Annotated in this window: 11 protein-coding genes and 1 riboswitch; of the genes, 1 reads left to right on the forward strand and 10 read right to left on the reverse strand. The window is 37.2% G+C overall.

Annotated elements, in window-relative coordinates; all coding sequences use genetic code 11:
- The first annotated feature begins 74 nt into the window (after positions 1–74).
- Positions 75–1049: a proline dehydrogenase family protein gene (locus tag OU989_RS19635; RefSeq protein WP_274794617.1), complete on the forward strand. Its 975-nt coding sequence runs from the start codon at positions 75–77 to the stop codon at positions 1047–1049.
- Between the two features lie 44 nt (positions 1050–1093).
- On the opposite strand, the gene OU989_RS19640 is transcribed toward OU989_RS19635, so the two are convergent.
- The 10 genes from OU989_RS19640 to OU989_RS19685 all read right to left on the reverse strand — a co-directional run bounded on the left by OU989_RS19640 (position 1094) and on the right by OU989_RS19685 (position 16166).
- The gene (locus OU989_RS19640; RefSeq protein WP_274794618.1) at positions 1094–1705 is read right to left on the reverse strand and encodes a response regulator transcription factor; all 612 of its coding nucleotides are present in this window, start codon (positions 1703–1705) and stop codon (positions 1094–1096) included.
- Positions 1706–1721: 16 nt separating this feature from the next.
- Positions 1722–2870: a sensor histidine kinase gene (locus OU989_RS19645; protein WP_429978485.1), complete on the reverse strand. Its 1149-nt coding sequence runs from the start codon at positions 2868–2870 to the stop codon at positions 1722–1724.
- Between the two features lie 126 nt (positions 2871–2996).
- Positions 2997–4028, reverse strand: coding sequence for a Delta(5) desaturase DesA (locus OU989_RS19650; RefSeq protein WP_274794619.1), 1032 nt, complete (start codon positions 4026–4028; stop codon positions 2997–2999).
- Positions 4029–4137: 109 nt separating this feature from the next.
- Positions 4138–4635 carry a GNAT family N-acetyltransferase gene (locus tag OU989_RS19655; protein ID WP_274794620.1) on the reverse strand — a complete coding sequence of 166 codons (498 nt, stop codon included), beginning with the start codon at positions 4633–4635 and terminating at the stop codon, positions 4138–4140.
- Between the two features lie 81 nt (positions 4636–4716).
- On the reverse strand, positions 4717–8148 hold the full coding sequence (gene metH / locus OU989_RS19660; protein ID WP_274794621.1) for a methionine synthase: 3432 nt from the start codon (positions 8146–8148) through the stop codon (positions 4717–4719).
- The gene (locus OU989_RS19665; RefSeq protein WP_274794622.1) at positions 8141–9988 is read right to left on the reverse strand and encodes a bifunctional homocysteine S-methyltransferase/methylenetetrahydrofolate reductase; all 1848 of its coding nucleotides are present in this window, start codon (positions 9986–9988) and stop codon (positions 8141–8143) included. Before OU989_RS19665 ends, metH begins: the two co-directional genes overlap by 8 nt.
- An 88-nt stretch (positions 9989–10076) precedes the next feature.
- A riboswitch (SAM riboswitch) is annotated at positions 10077–10176 on the reverse strand.
- A gap of 99 nt (positions 10177–10275) precedes the next feature.
- Entirely contained in the window at positions 10276–11670 is a 1395-nt protein-coding gene (locus OU989_RS19670; RefSeq protein ID WP_274794623.1) for a protoporphyrinogen oxidase, read from the reverse strand.
- 186 nt (positions 11671–11856) lie between these two features.
- Positions 11857–13149, reverse strand: a complete 1293-nt coding sequence (locus tag OU989_RS19675; RefSeq protein WP_274794624.1) for a globin-coupled sensor protein — start codon at positions 13147–13149, stop codon at positions 11857–11859.
- A gap of 548 nt (positions 13150–13697) precedes the next feature.
- Positions 13698–14987, reverse strand: a complete 1290-nt coding sequence (locus tag OU989_RS19680; RefSeq protein ID WP_274794625.1) for an SEL1-like repeat protein — start codon at positions 14985–14987, stop codon at positions 13698–13700.
- A gap of 162 nt (positions 14988–15149) precedes the next feature.
- The gene (locus OU989_RS19685; RefSeq protein WP_274794626.1) at positions 15150–16166 is read right to left on the reverse strand and encodes a YdcF family protein; all 1017 of its coding nucleotides are present in this window, start codon (positions 16164–16166) and stop codon (positions 15150–15152) included.
- Positions 16167–16288: the final 122 nt, after the last annotated feature.

Below are 16288 nucleotides of genomic sequence, written 5' to 3' on the forward strand. Positions count from 1 at the left end.
TTGTTAGGCTGAATGTAATATAGTTTAAATAATTTATGTTATACTAAGAAGAAAATGCAGTTAGGAGAATGACCATGTTATTACGCGATTTTTTCATCCATTTATCTGAAAACCAACTATTAAATAGTGCTGCAAAGAAATATGGCCTAAAATTAGGAGCACAAAGTGTAGTAGCTGGTACAAATATTGAAGAAACCATTGCAAGCATCAAAGAACTAAATGCACATCATATTTCTTGTACAGTAGATAACCTAGGTGAATTTGTTGCAAATAAAGAAGAAGCTACTGCTGCAAAAGAAAAAATCCTTGCTGTAATCGAAGCTATTCATGAGAATGGTGTTGATGCACATATTTCATTAAAACCATCCCAATTAGGTTTAGATATTGATGTTGATTTTTGTTATGACAACCTGTATGAAATTGTAGAAAAAGCCGCTTCTTATGATATATTTGTTAACTTTGATATGGAAGACTATGGACGTCTGCAAACATCTTTTGATATGGTAGAAGAATTATCAAAAACATTTAATAATGTTGGAACAGTAATCCAGTCTTACTTTTACCGTGCAAAAGACGATATCGAAAAATTCAAAGACTACCGTTTACGCATTGTAAAAGGAGCTTATAAAGAGCCAGTAGAAGTAGCTTACCAAGATAAATTAGATATTGATTTAAACTTTATTGAGTTGATTGAATACCATTTACTTCATGGTAAATTTACATCTATTGCAACACATGATCATAATATCATTGCTCATGTTAAACGATTTGTTGCGGATCACAATATTCCGCTCGATAAATTTGAATTCCAAATGCTATACGGTTTCCGTACAGATATGCAAAAAGAGCTTGCAAAAGAAGGCTATAACTTCTGTGTATACGTTCCATTCGGCGAAGATTGGTACGGCTACTTTATGCGCCGTTTAGCTGAACGGCCTCAAAACCTTAACCTTGTAACAAAGCAAGTGTTTACGAAAAAAACGAATACAGTTCTTGCTGTAGCAGCAGGTGCATTCGTTCTTGGTCGTTTAACAAAACGCAAAAAATAATATAGAAAAAGAACCTTGCCGCACCATGCGATAAGGTTCCTTTTTTATTTGTTCCATCCTTTTTCTTTAAAGCGTGCAATAGCCTCAATACGATTACCGACATTTAGTTTTTCTAGAATCGTTGAAATATAATTACGAACCGTACCAGCGGATAAAAACAGCTCTGCGGCAATTTCCTTAGTAGTCTTGCCCTCCGCCACAAGTGTCAGTACCTGGCTTTCCCGTTCTGTTAAAGGATTTTCACTATCATCCTCATAGACAAAATCAACAAGTTCTGGCGCATAAATGCGTTTGCCGTCCATGATGGTACGGATTGCAGTAACTAGTTCCTCAATAGGACTATCCTTTAATAAGTAGCCCCTTACGCCCGCCTTTCTAGCACGCTCAAAGTATCCTGGCCTTGCAAATGTAGTTAAAATAATGACTTTACAATTTGATCCAGTGCTATGCATTTCTTCTGCTGCGTCTAGTCCAGTTTTAACTGGCATTTCAATATCCATAATACAAATATCAGGCTGATGCTCTTCCACAAGCATCAATGCTTCCTCACCATTTTTTGCTAAGCCAACGACCTCCATATCCTCCTCCATACTAAGTAAAGAGCGAAGAGCGCCTAATAGCATCCCCTGATCTTCAGCAATTACAATTCGTATCATGTCACATGCCTCTTTTCTATATGTTCTTCAAATTTTCTTTGACATTTTGATGTGTAATCGTCACTGGAATCGTAACCGTTAATGTAGTACCTTCAACACTTTCAATTTTAAAGGACCCATTAATAAACTCTAAGCGTTCCCGCATCCCATTTAATCCATTACCAGTTTTCCATGCTTGTTTTTTCGTTATTCCTTGTCCATTATCTCGGACTACTAAGTAAACTTCCTTAAAGTTTTGATGAAAAGCAATTTCGCATTTGGTTGCTCCACTATGTTTGACAACATTATTGACTGCCTCTTTTAAGCACATAGATAAAACGTTTTCTACAAGCGGTGGAACTTGCAATGCATTTTTATCGCCCTCAAAGATAAACTCCATTTCTGCCGCCTTTAATATTTGGGAAATACGCATGAGCTCATCTTCAAATTTCGCCGTGCGCATGTCCGAAACCAATTCACGTACCTCTTTTAAGGCGATACTAGCCGTCTGGCGTATATCCTTAATCTCAACTAAAGCTTGCTGTGGGTCACGTTCTATCAGCCTAGAGGCAAGATCACTTTTTAAACCAATCATAGACAATTTTTGACCCAGCGTATCATGTAAATCACGAGCTATCCGTTGACGTTCTTCAAAAACAATTAACTCAGCAATACGTTCATTCGCAGTCTCTAATTGACCTTCCAAGTTTTCACGCTTATTTTTGGAATAAATCGTTAATGGCAATAAGACAACAGCTAAAATGGTCAACACTACAAAGGGTAGCTGTGATAAAAATAAGTGGAGCTCAACAAAAAAGCCTGCTCCTGTAGAAATAACTGTAAACCCTATATGTAGACCATACATAATATAAAAGCCGACCGGTCTTCTTATGTTACCAATAAAAAAGGCTGTGAAAATAGATAGATATACATAACCATATAGAATGGTCATGACTATATTAATGACCATCTCGAAGCTAATCCACATATAAACTAAGCCGCTTTTCGAATTCATGGAAAATCGATAGAAAATAAAATAGAGCATTAAAAATGTAATACCTATTGATATTTCAATGTATGATGATTTTCTAAAAATAAAGAAAAACGGTAGGAAACAAAAAATAATCCATAAATATACGCTGAGCATTGGACTATTCGGAATAATACTATGCCATTTCCTCAACATAATCTCACGCTCTTTCCTACTTTTCCCTTATTATAACAAGAAAATTAATTTTATGCCTGTGCTTTGGATAAGACTCTTCCCTTTACATAAAACAGCCATCTCCCTTGCAGAGATGGCTGTTATCAACTAAGCGGCAATGCTGCCTCTTTCTTTGCGTTTTATAATTTCATTTACTTCTTTAAACGTAACAAATTTACCTTGATCTTCATCATATAGCTTGTAACGTAATGATTCTAAGCTTGTAGCTAAAGTAATCGTTGTCGCCATATGTAATGGCGGTGTTTCATTATGTGCTTTTTCAAGATTATAGTTAGGTACACGAGGGGCTAAGTGATGGACATGATGGAATCCGATATTCCCTGTAACCCATTGTAAAATTTTCGGTAATTTATAATACGAGCTACCCTCAACTGCGGCTTTCACATAATCCCACTCTGAGTTATGTTCAAAGTATGAATCTTCATATGTGTGCTGGATATAAAATAACCAAATTCCTAATGATCCGGCAATAAATAATGTAACACCTTGGACTAATAGAAATGCTTGCCAGCCCATAAAGAAAATTAAAGAGGCACACAATCCGACAATGACAATATTCGTTAACACCGTGTTGAAACGTTCCTTTTTCTTTGCATCCTTACGATTAAAGCGATTTAAGACAAGTACCATATATAAAGGCCCTAACCCAAACATAACAAATGGGTTTCGATAAAAACGATACCATAATCGTTGACCTTTTGAAGCTTGTAAATATTCCTCCACTGTCATCATATCAATATCACCAATACCACGCTTGTCTAGATTCGAGCTTGTTGCATGGTGAATTGTATGTTCACGTTTCCACTTTTCATATGGGAATGATGTTAGTACTCCCGTAAAAAATCCAACCCAGTCGTTTGCCTTTTTACTTTTGAAAAATGAACCATGTGTGCAATCGTGAAAGATAATAAAAGTTCTTACGACGAACCCAGCTGAAATGACACTTAAACCGACAGTTAGCCAAGGTGAAACATCCACTAACAAGTAACCTGCTACCCACAATGCAATTAACGGTACAATTGTATTTATCATTTGAAAAACACTTTTACGCGTATCTGATTTAGCAAATGGCGCTACATCTTGGCGTAACTTTTTCGTTTTTTCTTTAATTGTTGCCATCTTTTACTCCCTCGTTTCCTTTTCCTTATGACCTCATCATAAAATAAGAGTACAAGTGAGAACAGATGCAATCATCATAAAAAGGATATGACATTTGTCATACCCTTTATCATTTCGGTCCAACCAAATGCAGTTGATAAAACACAAGGTCTAGCCATTGTTCAAACTTATAACCTGCATTTCTGATTGTTCCTACATATTCAAAGCCTAATTTTTCATGTGCCTTTATACTACCAATATTTTCACCATCTATACCTGCTACAAGCGTTTTCACACCATTCTCTTGTGCAAATGCTATGAGCCTGTGCATAAGCTTAGTGGCAATCCCTTTTTGATAATGCTCTTTATGCACGTAAACAGAGTGCTCCATTGTATATTGGTAACCGGGATATGGGCGGAATTGACTGTAGGTAGCAAAGCCAGCGATCATCCCATTTTCCTCGAAAACAAGCAAAGGATTTCCTAGTGCCTGCTGCTCCTTAAACCACTGCATTTTTTCATCCAAAGATTGTATTTCATATCGATAGACTGCCTTGCTTGTTAAAATAATATCATTATAGATGTCCAAAACTTCAGGTATATCTTGTTCTTCCATGAATCGAATCATGTTGCTCACTTCCTTAACGAAATTGGTCACACATTCAATGTTTAAAAATAATCATCAGCAGAATGTTATTATATTACACCCTTAAACATTAAAATAGCGAGCATCAGGATGAGCAAAAACAATCGCAGATACAGATGCTTCCGGCTCCATCATAAATCCTTCAGTTAAATGAACACCAATATCTTCAGGCTTTAATAAGCCAAACAGCTTCTCTTGATCTTCCAAGTTAGGGCAGGCAGGGTAACCGAATGAAAAACGTTGCCCTTGATATTTTGCTGCAAACCGATCTCTCATCGTGAAATCTGTCGCGTCAGGGAAGCCCCATTGGTCACGAATTTCTTGATGCATACGTTCAGCAAAGCCCTCTGCTAATTCTAGTGCAGTCGATTGTAGTGCATGGCTTTCGAGGAATTTACCGTCCTCTTTTAACTGGCGTGCTGTAGCCATCACTCCTTTTCCTGCAGTTACTACCATGAGTGCAATATAGTCCATTTCACCGCTTTCTACTGTTTTTAAGAAGTCAGCAAGACATAAAAATGGTTCTACCTGCTGGCGCGGGAAAGTAAAACGTTCAATTTCTGTTTTACTATCAGCAGGATCATAAACAACGACATCATCCCCATCCGCTTGGGCAGGGAAAAATTGATACAAACCTGAAGGCTTTAATAAATCACTTTTCAAATAATCATCTACTAATTCTTTTAGCTCTGTAGCTCTAGAATCTCCCGCTTCAAGCAGTTGATGAACTTGCCCTTTCAAGCCTAAATGATGTCCTAGCAATGTCCGCATATTAACATATGGATATAAATGTGATACAGCATATTCTTTTTTTACATGGCGACGTAAATCTGCTGGTAAATATACAGCTGCTTCTTTGACTGTTCGTGCAGGTTTTATCGTTACCTCTTTTACAGGACGAGCAGCTCGTTTTTCATCTGCCTCTAAACGTTTTTGGCGAGATTCTGCGATTTCAGCTAAGAAATTGGCACGTGTCCCCTCTCCCATTAAAAGATTGGCCTGCTCTAGGCCTTGCATTGCATCTTTTGAATAAATTACAGGACCATCATATTCATCTGCTATTTTTGTTTCAGTAAAGCGTCGAGAAAGTGCCGCTCCACCCACTAAAATAGGTACATCAATACCTGCCTCTTTGAAATCTTGAGCAGTAATGACCATCTGTTGCGCTGATTTTACTAGCAAACCCGATAATCCGATAAAGTCTGGTTTCTCCTTGCGAATGGCTTCAATTAATTGGGCAGGGGTTACTTTAATGCCTAGATCTACAACCTTATAGCCATTATTACTTAATATAATATCCACAAGGTTCTTCCCAATATCGTGCACATCTCCTTTGACGGTAGCAAGTACCATTTTCCCTTTCCCAGCACTCTCTTCATTCTTCTCCATGAATTGCTCTAAATGGGCAACGGCAGCCTTCATCACACCCGCTGATTGTAAAACCTCTGCTACAATGAGTTGATTATCATTAAATAATCGACCTACCTCAGCCATTCCTTCCATTAAAGGACCATTAATGATATCAAGAGGTGTCTCAAAGATTTCACGGGCTGCATCTAAATCCTCTATTAGTCCTTCCTTCGTACCCTCTAGAATATAGTAAGCTAAACGACCCTCAACCGTTTTTGGTATATCGGCTTCCGTTTTTTCCTTCTTTTTGTCACGATAGAAGTCTGTGAATACGGCTAAGGTTTCATCATTTGTATTAAACAGCAAGTCATTAGCTAGCTTTATTTCCTCTTCAGGAATGGAAGCATATCGCTCTAGCTTCTCTGTATTAACAATAGCGTAATCCAAACCAGCAATTGTACAATGATAGAGATACACAGCATTCAGTACTTCTCGGCCCACTGGCGGTAAGCCAAACGAGATATTACTTACACCTAGAACTGTTAATGTTTGCGGCATTTTTTCTTTGATTAGTCGAATCCCTTCAATGGTTTCGAGAGCAGATCCAATATACTGCTCATCTCCAGTTCCTACTGGGAACATCAATGGGTCAAAAATAATATCTTCTGGTGCAATACCCCATTTTTCAGTTAAAAGTTGATAGGAACGTTCAGCAATTTCAAGCTTACGATGACGATCAACCGCCATACCTTTTTCATCAATTGTACCAACAACTAATGACGCACCGTATTTTTTCACAAGTGGTAATACGGCATCAAATCGCTCCTCGCCATCTTCCAGATTAATAGAGTTAATGATGGCTTTCCCTTGCGAAAATTTTAGCGCCTCCTCGATGACTTTTTCATCTGTTGAGTCAATCACAAGAGGAACCTTCACTTTTTTCACCACCTCCTGCATAAAGCCACGCATATCTTCTAATTCATCACGATCTGGGTTTGCTAAACAAATATCAATAACATGGGCACCATTTTTAACTTGCGCACGTGCAATCTCTGCTGCTTCCTCAAACTTTCCATCAATGATTAAATTTTTAAATTTTCGGGAGCCGATAACATTCGTTCTTTCTCCAATAAATAATGGACGCATGGAATCGTCATACAATAATGGTTCGATACCAGATACCGCATGACCATGCGTTTTTTCTGGTAATTGTCGTGGTTTTTCACCTTTTAAAACTTCACGAATAGCTGCAATATGTGCTGGAGTTGTTCCACAGCAACCACCTACAATATTAAGCCAACCCTTTTCTGCAAAGCCTTTTAATTTTTGCGATAAAGATTCTGGCGATTCATGGTAACAGCCTTCTTCATCAGGTAAGCCAGCATTTGGATAACAACTTATATAGCCTGTTGAAAGCTCTGCTAATGAACGAATATGATCCGTCATAAACTCTGGTCCTGTCGCACAGTTTAAGCCAACTGATAATGGTTTAATATGCTCAATAGATATATAAAAGGCATCAATCGTTTGTCCTGCGAGTGTCGTACCCATCGGTTCAATTGTTCCTGAAATCATAACGGGAAGTTCCTTGCCAGTTGCCGCGAAAGCACGTGTTACCCCTAATGTGCCGGCTTTAACATTCAGCATATCCTGACTTGTTTCCAATAACAGCACATCTGCTCCTGCCTCAATTAAGGCCTTCGCTTGGATAAAGAAATTTTCCTCGAGCTCATCAAATGTAATACCGCCAGTTACGGATAATGTTTTTGTTGTTGGTCCCATAGCTCCAGCTACAAATCGCGGCCAATCCGATGTTGTAAATTTATCCACCGCTTGGCGAGCAATTTCAACTGCACGTTTATTAATCTCTTCCGCTTTTGCACCCAGATCGTATTCATTTAACACAAGAGGAGTTCCACCAAATGTATTCGTACAAATGATATCTGCGCCAGCCTCTAAATATTTAAGATGAATTTTCTCTATAACATCAGGTCTAGTAAGCACAAGATTTTCATTACACCCATCGAGCTCCTCTCCACCAAAATCATCTGCCGATAAGTTTTCATTTTGTAGCATTGTTCCCATTGCGCCATCAAGAATTAAAATACGTTTCTCTAATTGCTCTTCAATCAAGTGCTTAGCCATGTATACTTACTCCTTTTTTTTGTTCATCCAATTGCTCAATATATTTCATCAACTCTAGTGTCACATCATAGCGTAAAAAAGGTGTAATAAGGTAAATACCATTAAAATATTGCGCAGCCACCTCTACTAATTCCCTTGCAATGGCAATACCCTCAGCTGTTGCACGTTCTTTATCTTCACCACAAGCCTTCATTCTTGCTAAGGCATCTTCTGATAATTTGATGCCAGGCACCTCGTGGTGTAAAAACTCTGCACTTTTATAACTCGTAACGGGCATAATCCCAATATATATCGGTGCTTGTAGATGCTTTGTTGCCTCGTAAATTTCCACAATTTTTTCCTTCGTATACACTGGCTGTGAAATAAAATAATCTGCACCATGTTCGATTTTCTTTTCTAAACGTGCCACAGCACGGTCTAACACACGAACGTTTGGATTAAATGCAGCAGCCACTGAAAAATTTGCTTTTTTTCGAAGGGGTTTACCAGAGAAAGAGACCCCTTCATTTAACTGCTTAATTAATTGGATTAGCTCCATCGAGGAGACATCATAAACGCTTGTCGCACCTGGGAAGTCCCCAACTTTTGTTGGATCACCCGTAACAGCTAAGACATCATGAATTCCTAAAGCATTTAATCCCATTAAATGTGATTGCAGACCGATTAAATTACGATCTCGACATGTAATATGTGTTAGAGGACGTACGCCATGTGTATTCTTCAACAATGCTCCCATTGCAATATTGCTAATACGAGGAGAGGCTAGAGAATTGTCTGCCATCATGACTACATCTGCGCCAGCATCATACAATTGTTTTGCTCCTTCAAGGAATCCATCAATTTCTAAATGTCTAGGTGTATCCAGTTCTACAATGACAGATCGTTCACGTTTTACTTTTTCATGAAGAGGCTCATACTTAGGAGGCTCTGCTTCTCGAACGACCTCAATCTTTTCAGGTTTCGCATGCTTTTCATGAACGGGTGATAACTCCTCTAAATATTTTTTTGCTGCCGCTATATGCTTTGGTGTCGTACCACAGCAGCCCCCAATCAAGCGTACCCCTTGATCACGTAGTTCTACTGCTGCTCGACCAAAATAATCAGCCTCCGATTCATAAACGACACGCCCATCTTCTAAGTCAAGAAGTGAAGCGTTCGGATAAGCTGACATAAATGCCTTTTCAGGAAGTTCTACGCCTTCAAATGCTTGTATTGTATGATGTGGGCCAAGCCGGCAATTGACACCAACGATATCTGCACCAAGTGTTTCTAGCTCATGCAAAGCATTATTTAAAGACATTCCATTTTGTAAAACACCAGGCTCATGCATAGATACTTGTGCAATAATTGGTAACATTGTTTTTGCACGTAACATTTTTAATGTTGCAGTTAATTCTTCAAAATCATAATAGGTTTCAAGTAAGAGGCCATCTGGATTTCCTGCAAGTAAAACACTTGCTTGTTCCTCTACAGTCGCTAATATTTCCTCTAGTGTTGCATCACTTTTTCGGATACCACGAATACCTCCTATTGTCCCTAAAACAAATTGACCTCCATCTGCAGCTGCTCGCTTAGCAATTGTAATAGCTGCTTCATTAAATTGTTGAACGCGTGATTCTAATCCATAGCGAGCTAATTTGATGGCATTTGCACCGTACGTATTCGTTTGAATGATGTCAGCACCAGCCGCAATATATTCTCTATGAATCTTTTCAATTAACTCTGGTCTCTGCACATTCATTTCCTCATGGCAATATTCCAATCCATAGCCATAAAGAACTGTGCCTATTGCACCATCCGCCGTCAATACATGCGTGTTTAACTTCTCAAGCAATCCCATAAAACTAGCCTCTCTTCCTATGTCTCTGTATAATAAAAAGCCTTCTTTCATAAAAAAGAAGGCTTTAACGATTCAGCATTGTTGTTCCTTCTCATCTTCGACTCAACGGTCTTCTGGATTTAGCACCTGACAATAAGTTGGTTGCTGAAGCTTCAATGGGCCAGTCCCTCTGCTTCTCTTGATAAGAATTAAGTATGAATTTTTTAAATAATTAAAAGAATCATATCGTTTACTGACGAATGAGTCAAGAGTATTTCACGTAACAAAGTAATTTTTAACTTAAAATCTTAGAAACTGGATAGTTCCTCTGCAAGCTCCTCACCAATTTTTTTCCCATTTTGAATGCAAGCTCCGATACCTACACCAAAATATGAACAGCCTGCTATAGCTAAATTTGGATAGTTTTTGTTCAGTTCCTGAAGCAACCCTTGTAACGCTTCTCTGTGAGCTAAGTCGTATTTAGGCATTTGATCAATCCATTTTGTTACATTTACTACGGTTGGATCCTCTTCTATTCCCAAGCTCTTTCGAACATCCTCTAAAGCAACGGTTGCCAATTCTTCATCAGTCATGGTACGTAGTTGTTCATACGCTGGGTTAATACTCTTATAGAAGAGTCGTACAAGTAATTTATTGTCTCTCGATGTATGCTTCCATTTACGACTTGTCCAAGTTGCTGCATTACAAGTAACGTTAGAATTATGAGAGACAATATAGCCCGTTCCATCTGCTGGCAATTTCGCGTCTGGTACATCGAAGCCTAAGTATATGGTAATGGCTGACGCAGTAGTAAATTGATTAAAATAACGGTTTAATGATTCGTCCTTCATGAGGCTTTGAACAGCTTCATTCGGTAGTGCAAGCACAACATAATCTGCTCCGATATTTTCACCATTTGCTAATGAAATTGTATAGCGGTCTTCCTGTTTTTGAACATGTAAAGTAGCGACACCCTTGATAATTTCAACATTGGTTAATGTTTGCTCAAGTCGATCGATTAAAGAAGTTAAACCATTTTTAAATGATATAAATTTTTTATTGGCAGCTTTAACAAATTGCTCACGGTTCGCATCAAAACCTTTAATGATACTTCCATAATCATTCTTATAATCAATTAAATACGGTAAAGTAGAAGCAATTGAAAGCTGATGTAAATCACCTGAATACACACCTGCTAGAACTGGTGCAATTTGGTTTTTTACTAGTTCCTCTCCTAAATAGTAGGTTAAGAACTCGCCAATTGAACTTTCCTTTGTAAAGCCTTTGTTTGGTAATGTCAAATCCTTTAATGCTTCCTGCTTTCCTTGCTCTGATATTAATGTGCTTTCCTCTAAGGATGCCAAGCTCATTGGAATACCAAATGTAGAATCAGCTGGAATAGCATGTAGTTCATTATTTGTGTAAATATAAGAAATGCCGGTTTCGTTATAAACTAGATTATCTTCAAAATCAAGCTCCTGCACTAGCTCCATAACACCTTTATGGCGAGCGACAATAGAATCAGCACCTGTTTCCATAATAAATCCTTCTTCATATGCCGAATGTAACTTACCACCTAGATATGTATTTTTCTCTACAAGTACTAGACGAACATCTAGATTATTCTCCTTCACTTGACGTTGTAAGTAATGCATTGTGCATAATCCTGTAATTCCGCCACCTAATACAACAACTGTTTTCATATAAACCGCCCCTATTATTAGTTCTTTCTACAGTATAAACCTATTTTCATTGAAAATTGCATTCAACCCTTTACAAATTTAGCAAAAATAGAGCTATCCCTTTAGGAGATAGCTCTAGCCAACATATATATTAATAGGTACTATAGTGTTAATTACGCCTAATACATTGTAGTAAATACTAACCGTCTATACTTTTAAATTTTGCGCAAAGGTCGCTAATTTTTCTGCCGAATTCGTTACTTCTGTAAATGATGTCCCTAACTCACCTAATATACCTACGATTGCTTGTATTTTTGTTGCCATGCAATCATTTTGTTCTTTTGCTTCAGTCATGGCATCTAGTATACTCGTAAACTGGCCTTCTGTTTGCAACATATTTTCCTCACCAGACGCTACTTCTCCTTGAATATTCGTCAAAGAATACTCTAATTTCTCAGTCCGTTCGCTTGTTTTTTTCAATAACAAAGCAACCGCTGTTACCGAATCTTTTGTTTGAATAGATAACTTTCGAACTTCGTCTGCTACTACACTAAATCCTTTTCCCGCCTCTCCAGCTCGAGCCGCTTCAATAGCTGCATTCAAAGCTAACAGATTAGTTTGATTCGCAATAGTAGTAACAACACTCATGATTGTCTCCATTTCTCTAGACATACCTGATAATTGTTCTATATTTTCTTCAATATCATAAAGTGAATGAATAATATTATGCATATTTTGTGATTGATTTTTTAAACGTTCCCGTCCTGCAAGTGCTTCATTTTCAGCTAAAGTCGATACATCAAGCGATTTTTTGGCCAATTTTTTAATCTCATCAGACTGCTTGCTGAGACAGCAAAAAGAATGATTGGTTTCCTGAGAGATTGTGGCAAGCTCTTCAGAAGAACGTACAATTTGTTGTTCAATTGCGACTCTCTCATGCTCCATGCTTTCTTTCATTTCTTCAACAGTATTTTCAAAAGCTTCTAAGACGAGCTGTTGCTCAAAGTTACAAATTTTCGATATAGCTCTTATTGTATTGAACTGATCATAAGGATACTCTATATTTTTTTCAACTAAATCAATAAATGAAATAGATAAATCTTGGAATGCGCAAATATACCATTGTGTTCTTAGTCCAATGTGGACATGTACCTTCGCAATTTTTACACGCCTTAGATAGAACTCCTCATCAATTATTCCATTAAACATTTCGATAATATGCTTCCGTAACGTTACTTTAAGCTTTTCTACAGAACTATGTTGACTAATAATATCTACCAAATGATGCTCTGTTCCTATCATGTTATAAAAGCGGTTTACGATGTGATCTACATTGTCCATAACATATGGCTGGAAAGCCTTTAAATATTGTAAGTCTTGCTCCGTTAAGTTCAGCATTTCAATTTGCTTCGCCATTGATTGGCGATTAGACAAATCCATTTTCACTGTGTATTGCTGTAGATCCAATACCTTCGTCTTTCTCTGTTTTTGAAAAATCACACATCTTCCCTCTTTCATTCTGTTTACTTTCAGCAGGCCGAGAAACATCAAATACCTTTTAACATATTGATAGATTAATGAAAAAATACCTATCCATAACGTCTTGGCATAACCATATACATTTTTCCAAGTTTATTGAAAAAAACTTCCCTTTCAAACACTATGAATGACAAACAGTAGATTTTTGCATATGTACCTTTTCAAAATCACTCATATACCTTAATCATTTTATAATTTGCTGTCAATTTTTAACCACCCAATATTTTACATAAAATGTATAAAAAGTCCCTACAGTAAATTCACTTTAAAAAACAATTAAAAAGCTACCACACTATTAATTGGTAGCTTTTTTTACCCGATTTCTTGATTATTATGCTTATTTTTTTAAAATTTCTTCTGGCACCCTATAAATTTCACTATATTAATAATTTTTACCCTTAAAACAACTAAAACTATATACTTACTAAAAGGTTTATTCATATACCAAAAGTTTCATGTTAATCAGATGTATAAATAATTCAAAGACACTATATTTTTTAACACAAAATTTACAAACTTTTAAGTTCCTGTAATATTTCCGAAGCTTCTTTAATGCCTGCATCTGCTGCAAGTCCATACCACTTGATGGCCTCTTTCAGATTTCTAGCTATCCCTTCACCTTTATTGTACATATGCCCTAGCTGTAACTTGGCCTCTGCATCCCCTTGAAGGGCAGCCTGTTTAAACCAATGAATGCCTTTTTCAATATTTCGTATACCTGCAAGCCCATTACTCCATATATACCCCAAATCATAAAAAGCATCTACATGATATTGTTCTGCAGCTCGTTCATACCAAAATAGTGCGCGGTTTACCTCCTTCGTTTGGCCTAGGCGTCCCTCTAAATAAATTCCACCAAGAAGATATTGTGCTTCTACATAACCGGCCTCTGCAGATTGTTTATAGGCATTGAATGCTGCCTCCATATCTACAGTCACGCCTAACCCCTGCTCATATATAATCCCTAGCGTAAACATGGCCTCTGGTACATTCTTTTTAGCAGCATAGTCAAACCATTTTTTTGCTAATGTATAATCCTTCGTTACTCCTTCACCATTAAAGTACATATCCGCTAAATTATTGGCAGCATCCGCATGTCCCTGCATTGACGCCTTTTCATAGTATAAAAAGGCCATCGAATGACTTTCTTCTACTCCAATTCCTTCAAAGTAAAAATTACCTAACATATATTGTGCATCGGCATTCCCTTGAGTCGCAGCTAACTCAAACCATTTCAATGATTTTTCGATCTGAAAATGATTACCTTCCCTAGCATTGTAATATTCACCTAGTTGATACTGTGCATCCGCGTCCTGTTCTTCAACCGCCTCTTTATATAGATCAATCATGACCTCATGATCCAAATCCTCTTCCTCTGAAATAGCAACTTGTTCATTATTTTGGTGGTGGAAGTACCATTCTATAATATCAAGCACGTCATCCACTACTTCTATACGATTTGCTAGCTTTTCTAGCGAGGAAATTTGCCAAACAAGTATATAGATTGACTGTGGTATGGCCTCACGCAACACATCGTCATACTCCGCTAACAATGTTAATACATTCTCCTGCACTGATTGGTATTGTTCTGATTGGACAATTTGTAAATGGCGTTGCTGCTGTTCTTTTAATAGCCTCCTCACTATTTGATACAATATTTTTTGCAAGGCTGCTAGGTTAACTTCAGCGAATGTAAGTAATTTTATATTTTGAGCAAACCATGAATTTTCTGTTTGTATCAGATTTTGTAGAGAATCAATTCGTTCTTTGTTTCGCTTAACTAACATTTGCTCGTACATTATTTTCCTCCCTTGCACGCTCTATCAATTACGTCCAAATTTTTTCGAACTTGCTCGAAAAGCTCACCTTCACAACTACCGCTTCACAATCAGAATAAAAATTGCTGAATCAAGCTAAAAAACTGCCTTACCACTATTATATGGAAGACAGTTGAATTTTGGTTACACATACGCTCTCAATAGCAAGCCTACGAATAGGGTGATGATTAAAAAGACTGTAATGTGTGCCCATTTATACATTTCTAATAAGCCAATAAATTCTCTTGTGAATGCGTTTGGAACATAGTAAAAGGCTGTCTTAGAACCAATTCCTTCCGCATCTAATTTTGCCTTTTTCGCATAAATACTTGCACGAAACACATGAAAATTATTCGTAACAAAAATAGAGCGATATTTTTCACCTTGTGCATGATGGTCCATTACCTTTTTCGAAAAGGACATATTTTGTTCTGTATTAGAGGATTGATCCTCTTTTAGAATCTTGTCAGGGGGAATTTGGTGAATATTAATTAAGTATTGTTTCATAGCAAATGCTTCCGATATCCTTTCATCATTCCCTTGCCCACCTGACACAATGATAAAAGGCCTTTCCCCATACTTTTTATATTGCTTCACCGCCTCATCTAAACGACTTGCTAAAAGAGGGGGCACTCTATCACCAATTAACCCTGAGCCCAGAGCAATTATATAGTTAGGTTCATAGCGTATCGGCGTATAATGATACAATATGGCATATGCTAGGACACTTGTGTATAAAAACATTGTATAGCCAAAAATCAAAAATGCATAGAAGAAAAGAATATGCCAAAGGACATTTTCAATTTCAATAAAAATGACGAAAACATACCATATCATCATCATAACAAAACTTAGCCCCAGAATGGCTAACATTAAATTACGTACTTTACGTCCTTCCTTTTCCAATAATACTTTACTATTGAAAAACATGGCGATTGATAAAATAAACATAATGCTAGGAAAGCTTGCTAATATAATAAATATCCCCATTTCTGAAATAATCCCCTGATCATTTGGCAGCAATAACGGATAATGGATCATAAGTAATCGAATAACATATACACCTATCAAACCAAGAGCTACCACATTGAGAAAGCGCCTTTTTTCTGTTAGGTACAACAGGAAAAATATTGAAATTAATATTATGAATGTTAGTAGCATCACTTCACCCCTTCCTATTACTTCATTTTTACAATCATTGTATCTGTCACTACTTGTTCAAATTTTTTGATAGAGCCCAATTATCTGAAGCGTTTGTTTTATTTTTTAATAAAGTTCATGTA

Origin of the sequence: Lysinibacillus irui (assembly GCF_028877475.1) — a bacterium.
GTDB classification, from domain to species: Bacteria; Bacillota; Bacilli; order Bacillales_A; family Planococcaceae; genus Lysinibacillus; species Lysinibacillus irui.

Bases quoted from the DNA above. Each gene is read 5' to 3' on its own strand.
- OU989_RS19635 (WP_274794617.1), top strand. From the start codon at position 75: ATGTTATTACGCGATTTTTTCATCCATTTATCTGAAAACCAACTATTA.
- OU989_RS19640 (WP_274794618.1), bottom strand. From the start codon at position 1,705: ATGATACGAATTGTAATTGCTGAAGATCAGGGGATGCTATTAGGCGCT.
- OU989_RS19645 (WP_429978485.1), bottom strand. From the start codon at position 2,870: ATGTTGAGGAAATGGCATAGTATTATTCCGAATAGTCCAATGCTCAGC.
- OU989_RS19650 (WP_274794619.1), bottom strand. From the start codon at position 4,028: ATGGCAACAATTAAAGAAAAAACGAAAAAGTTACGCCAAGATGTAGCG.
- OU989_RS19655 (WP_274794620.1), bottom strand. From the start codon at position 4,635: ATGATTCGATTCATGGAAGAACAAGATATACCTGAAGTTTTGGACATC.
- metH (WP_274794621.1), bottom strand. From the start codon at position 8,148: ATGGCTAAGCACTTGATTGAAGAGCAATTAGAGAAACGTATTTTAATT.
- OU989_RS19665 (WP_274794622.1), bottom strand. From the start codon at position 9,988: ATGGGATTGCTTGAGAAGTTAAACACGCATGTATTGACGGCGGATGGT.
- OU989_RS19670 (WP_274794623.1), bottom strand. From the start codon at position 11,670: ATGAAAACAGTTGTTGTATTAGGTGGCGGAATTACAGGATTATGCACA.
- OU989_RS19680 (WP_274794625.1), bottom strand. From the start codon at position 14,987: ATGTACGAGCAAATGTTAGTTAAGCGAAACAAAGAACGAATTGATTCT.
- OU989_RS19685 (WP_274794626.1), bottom strand. From the start codon at position 16,166: ATGCTACTAACATTCATAATATTAATTTCAATATTTTTCCTGTTGTAC.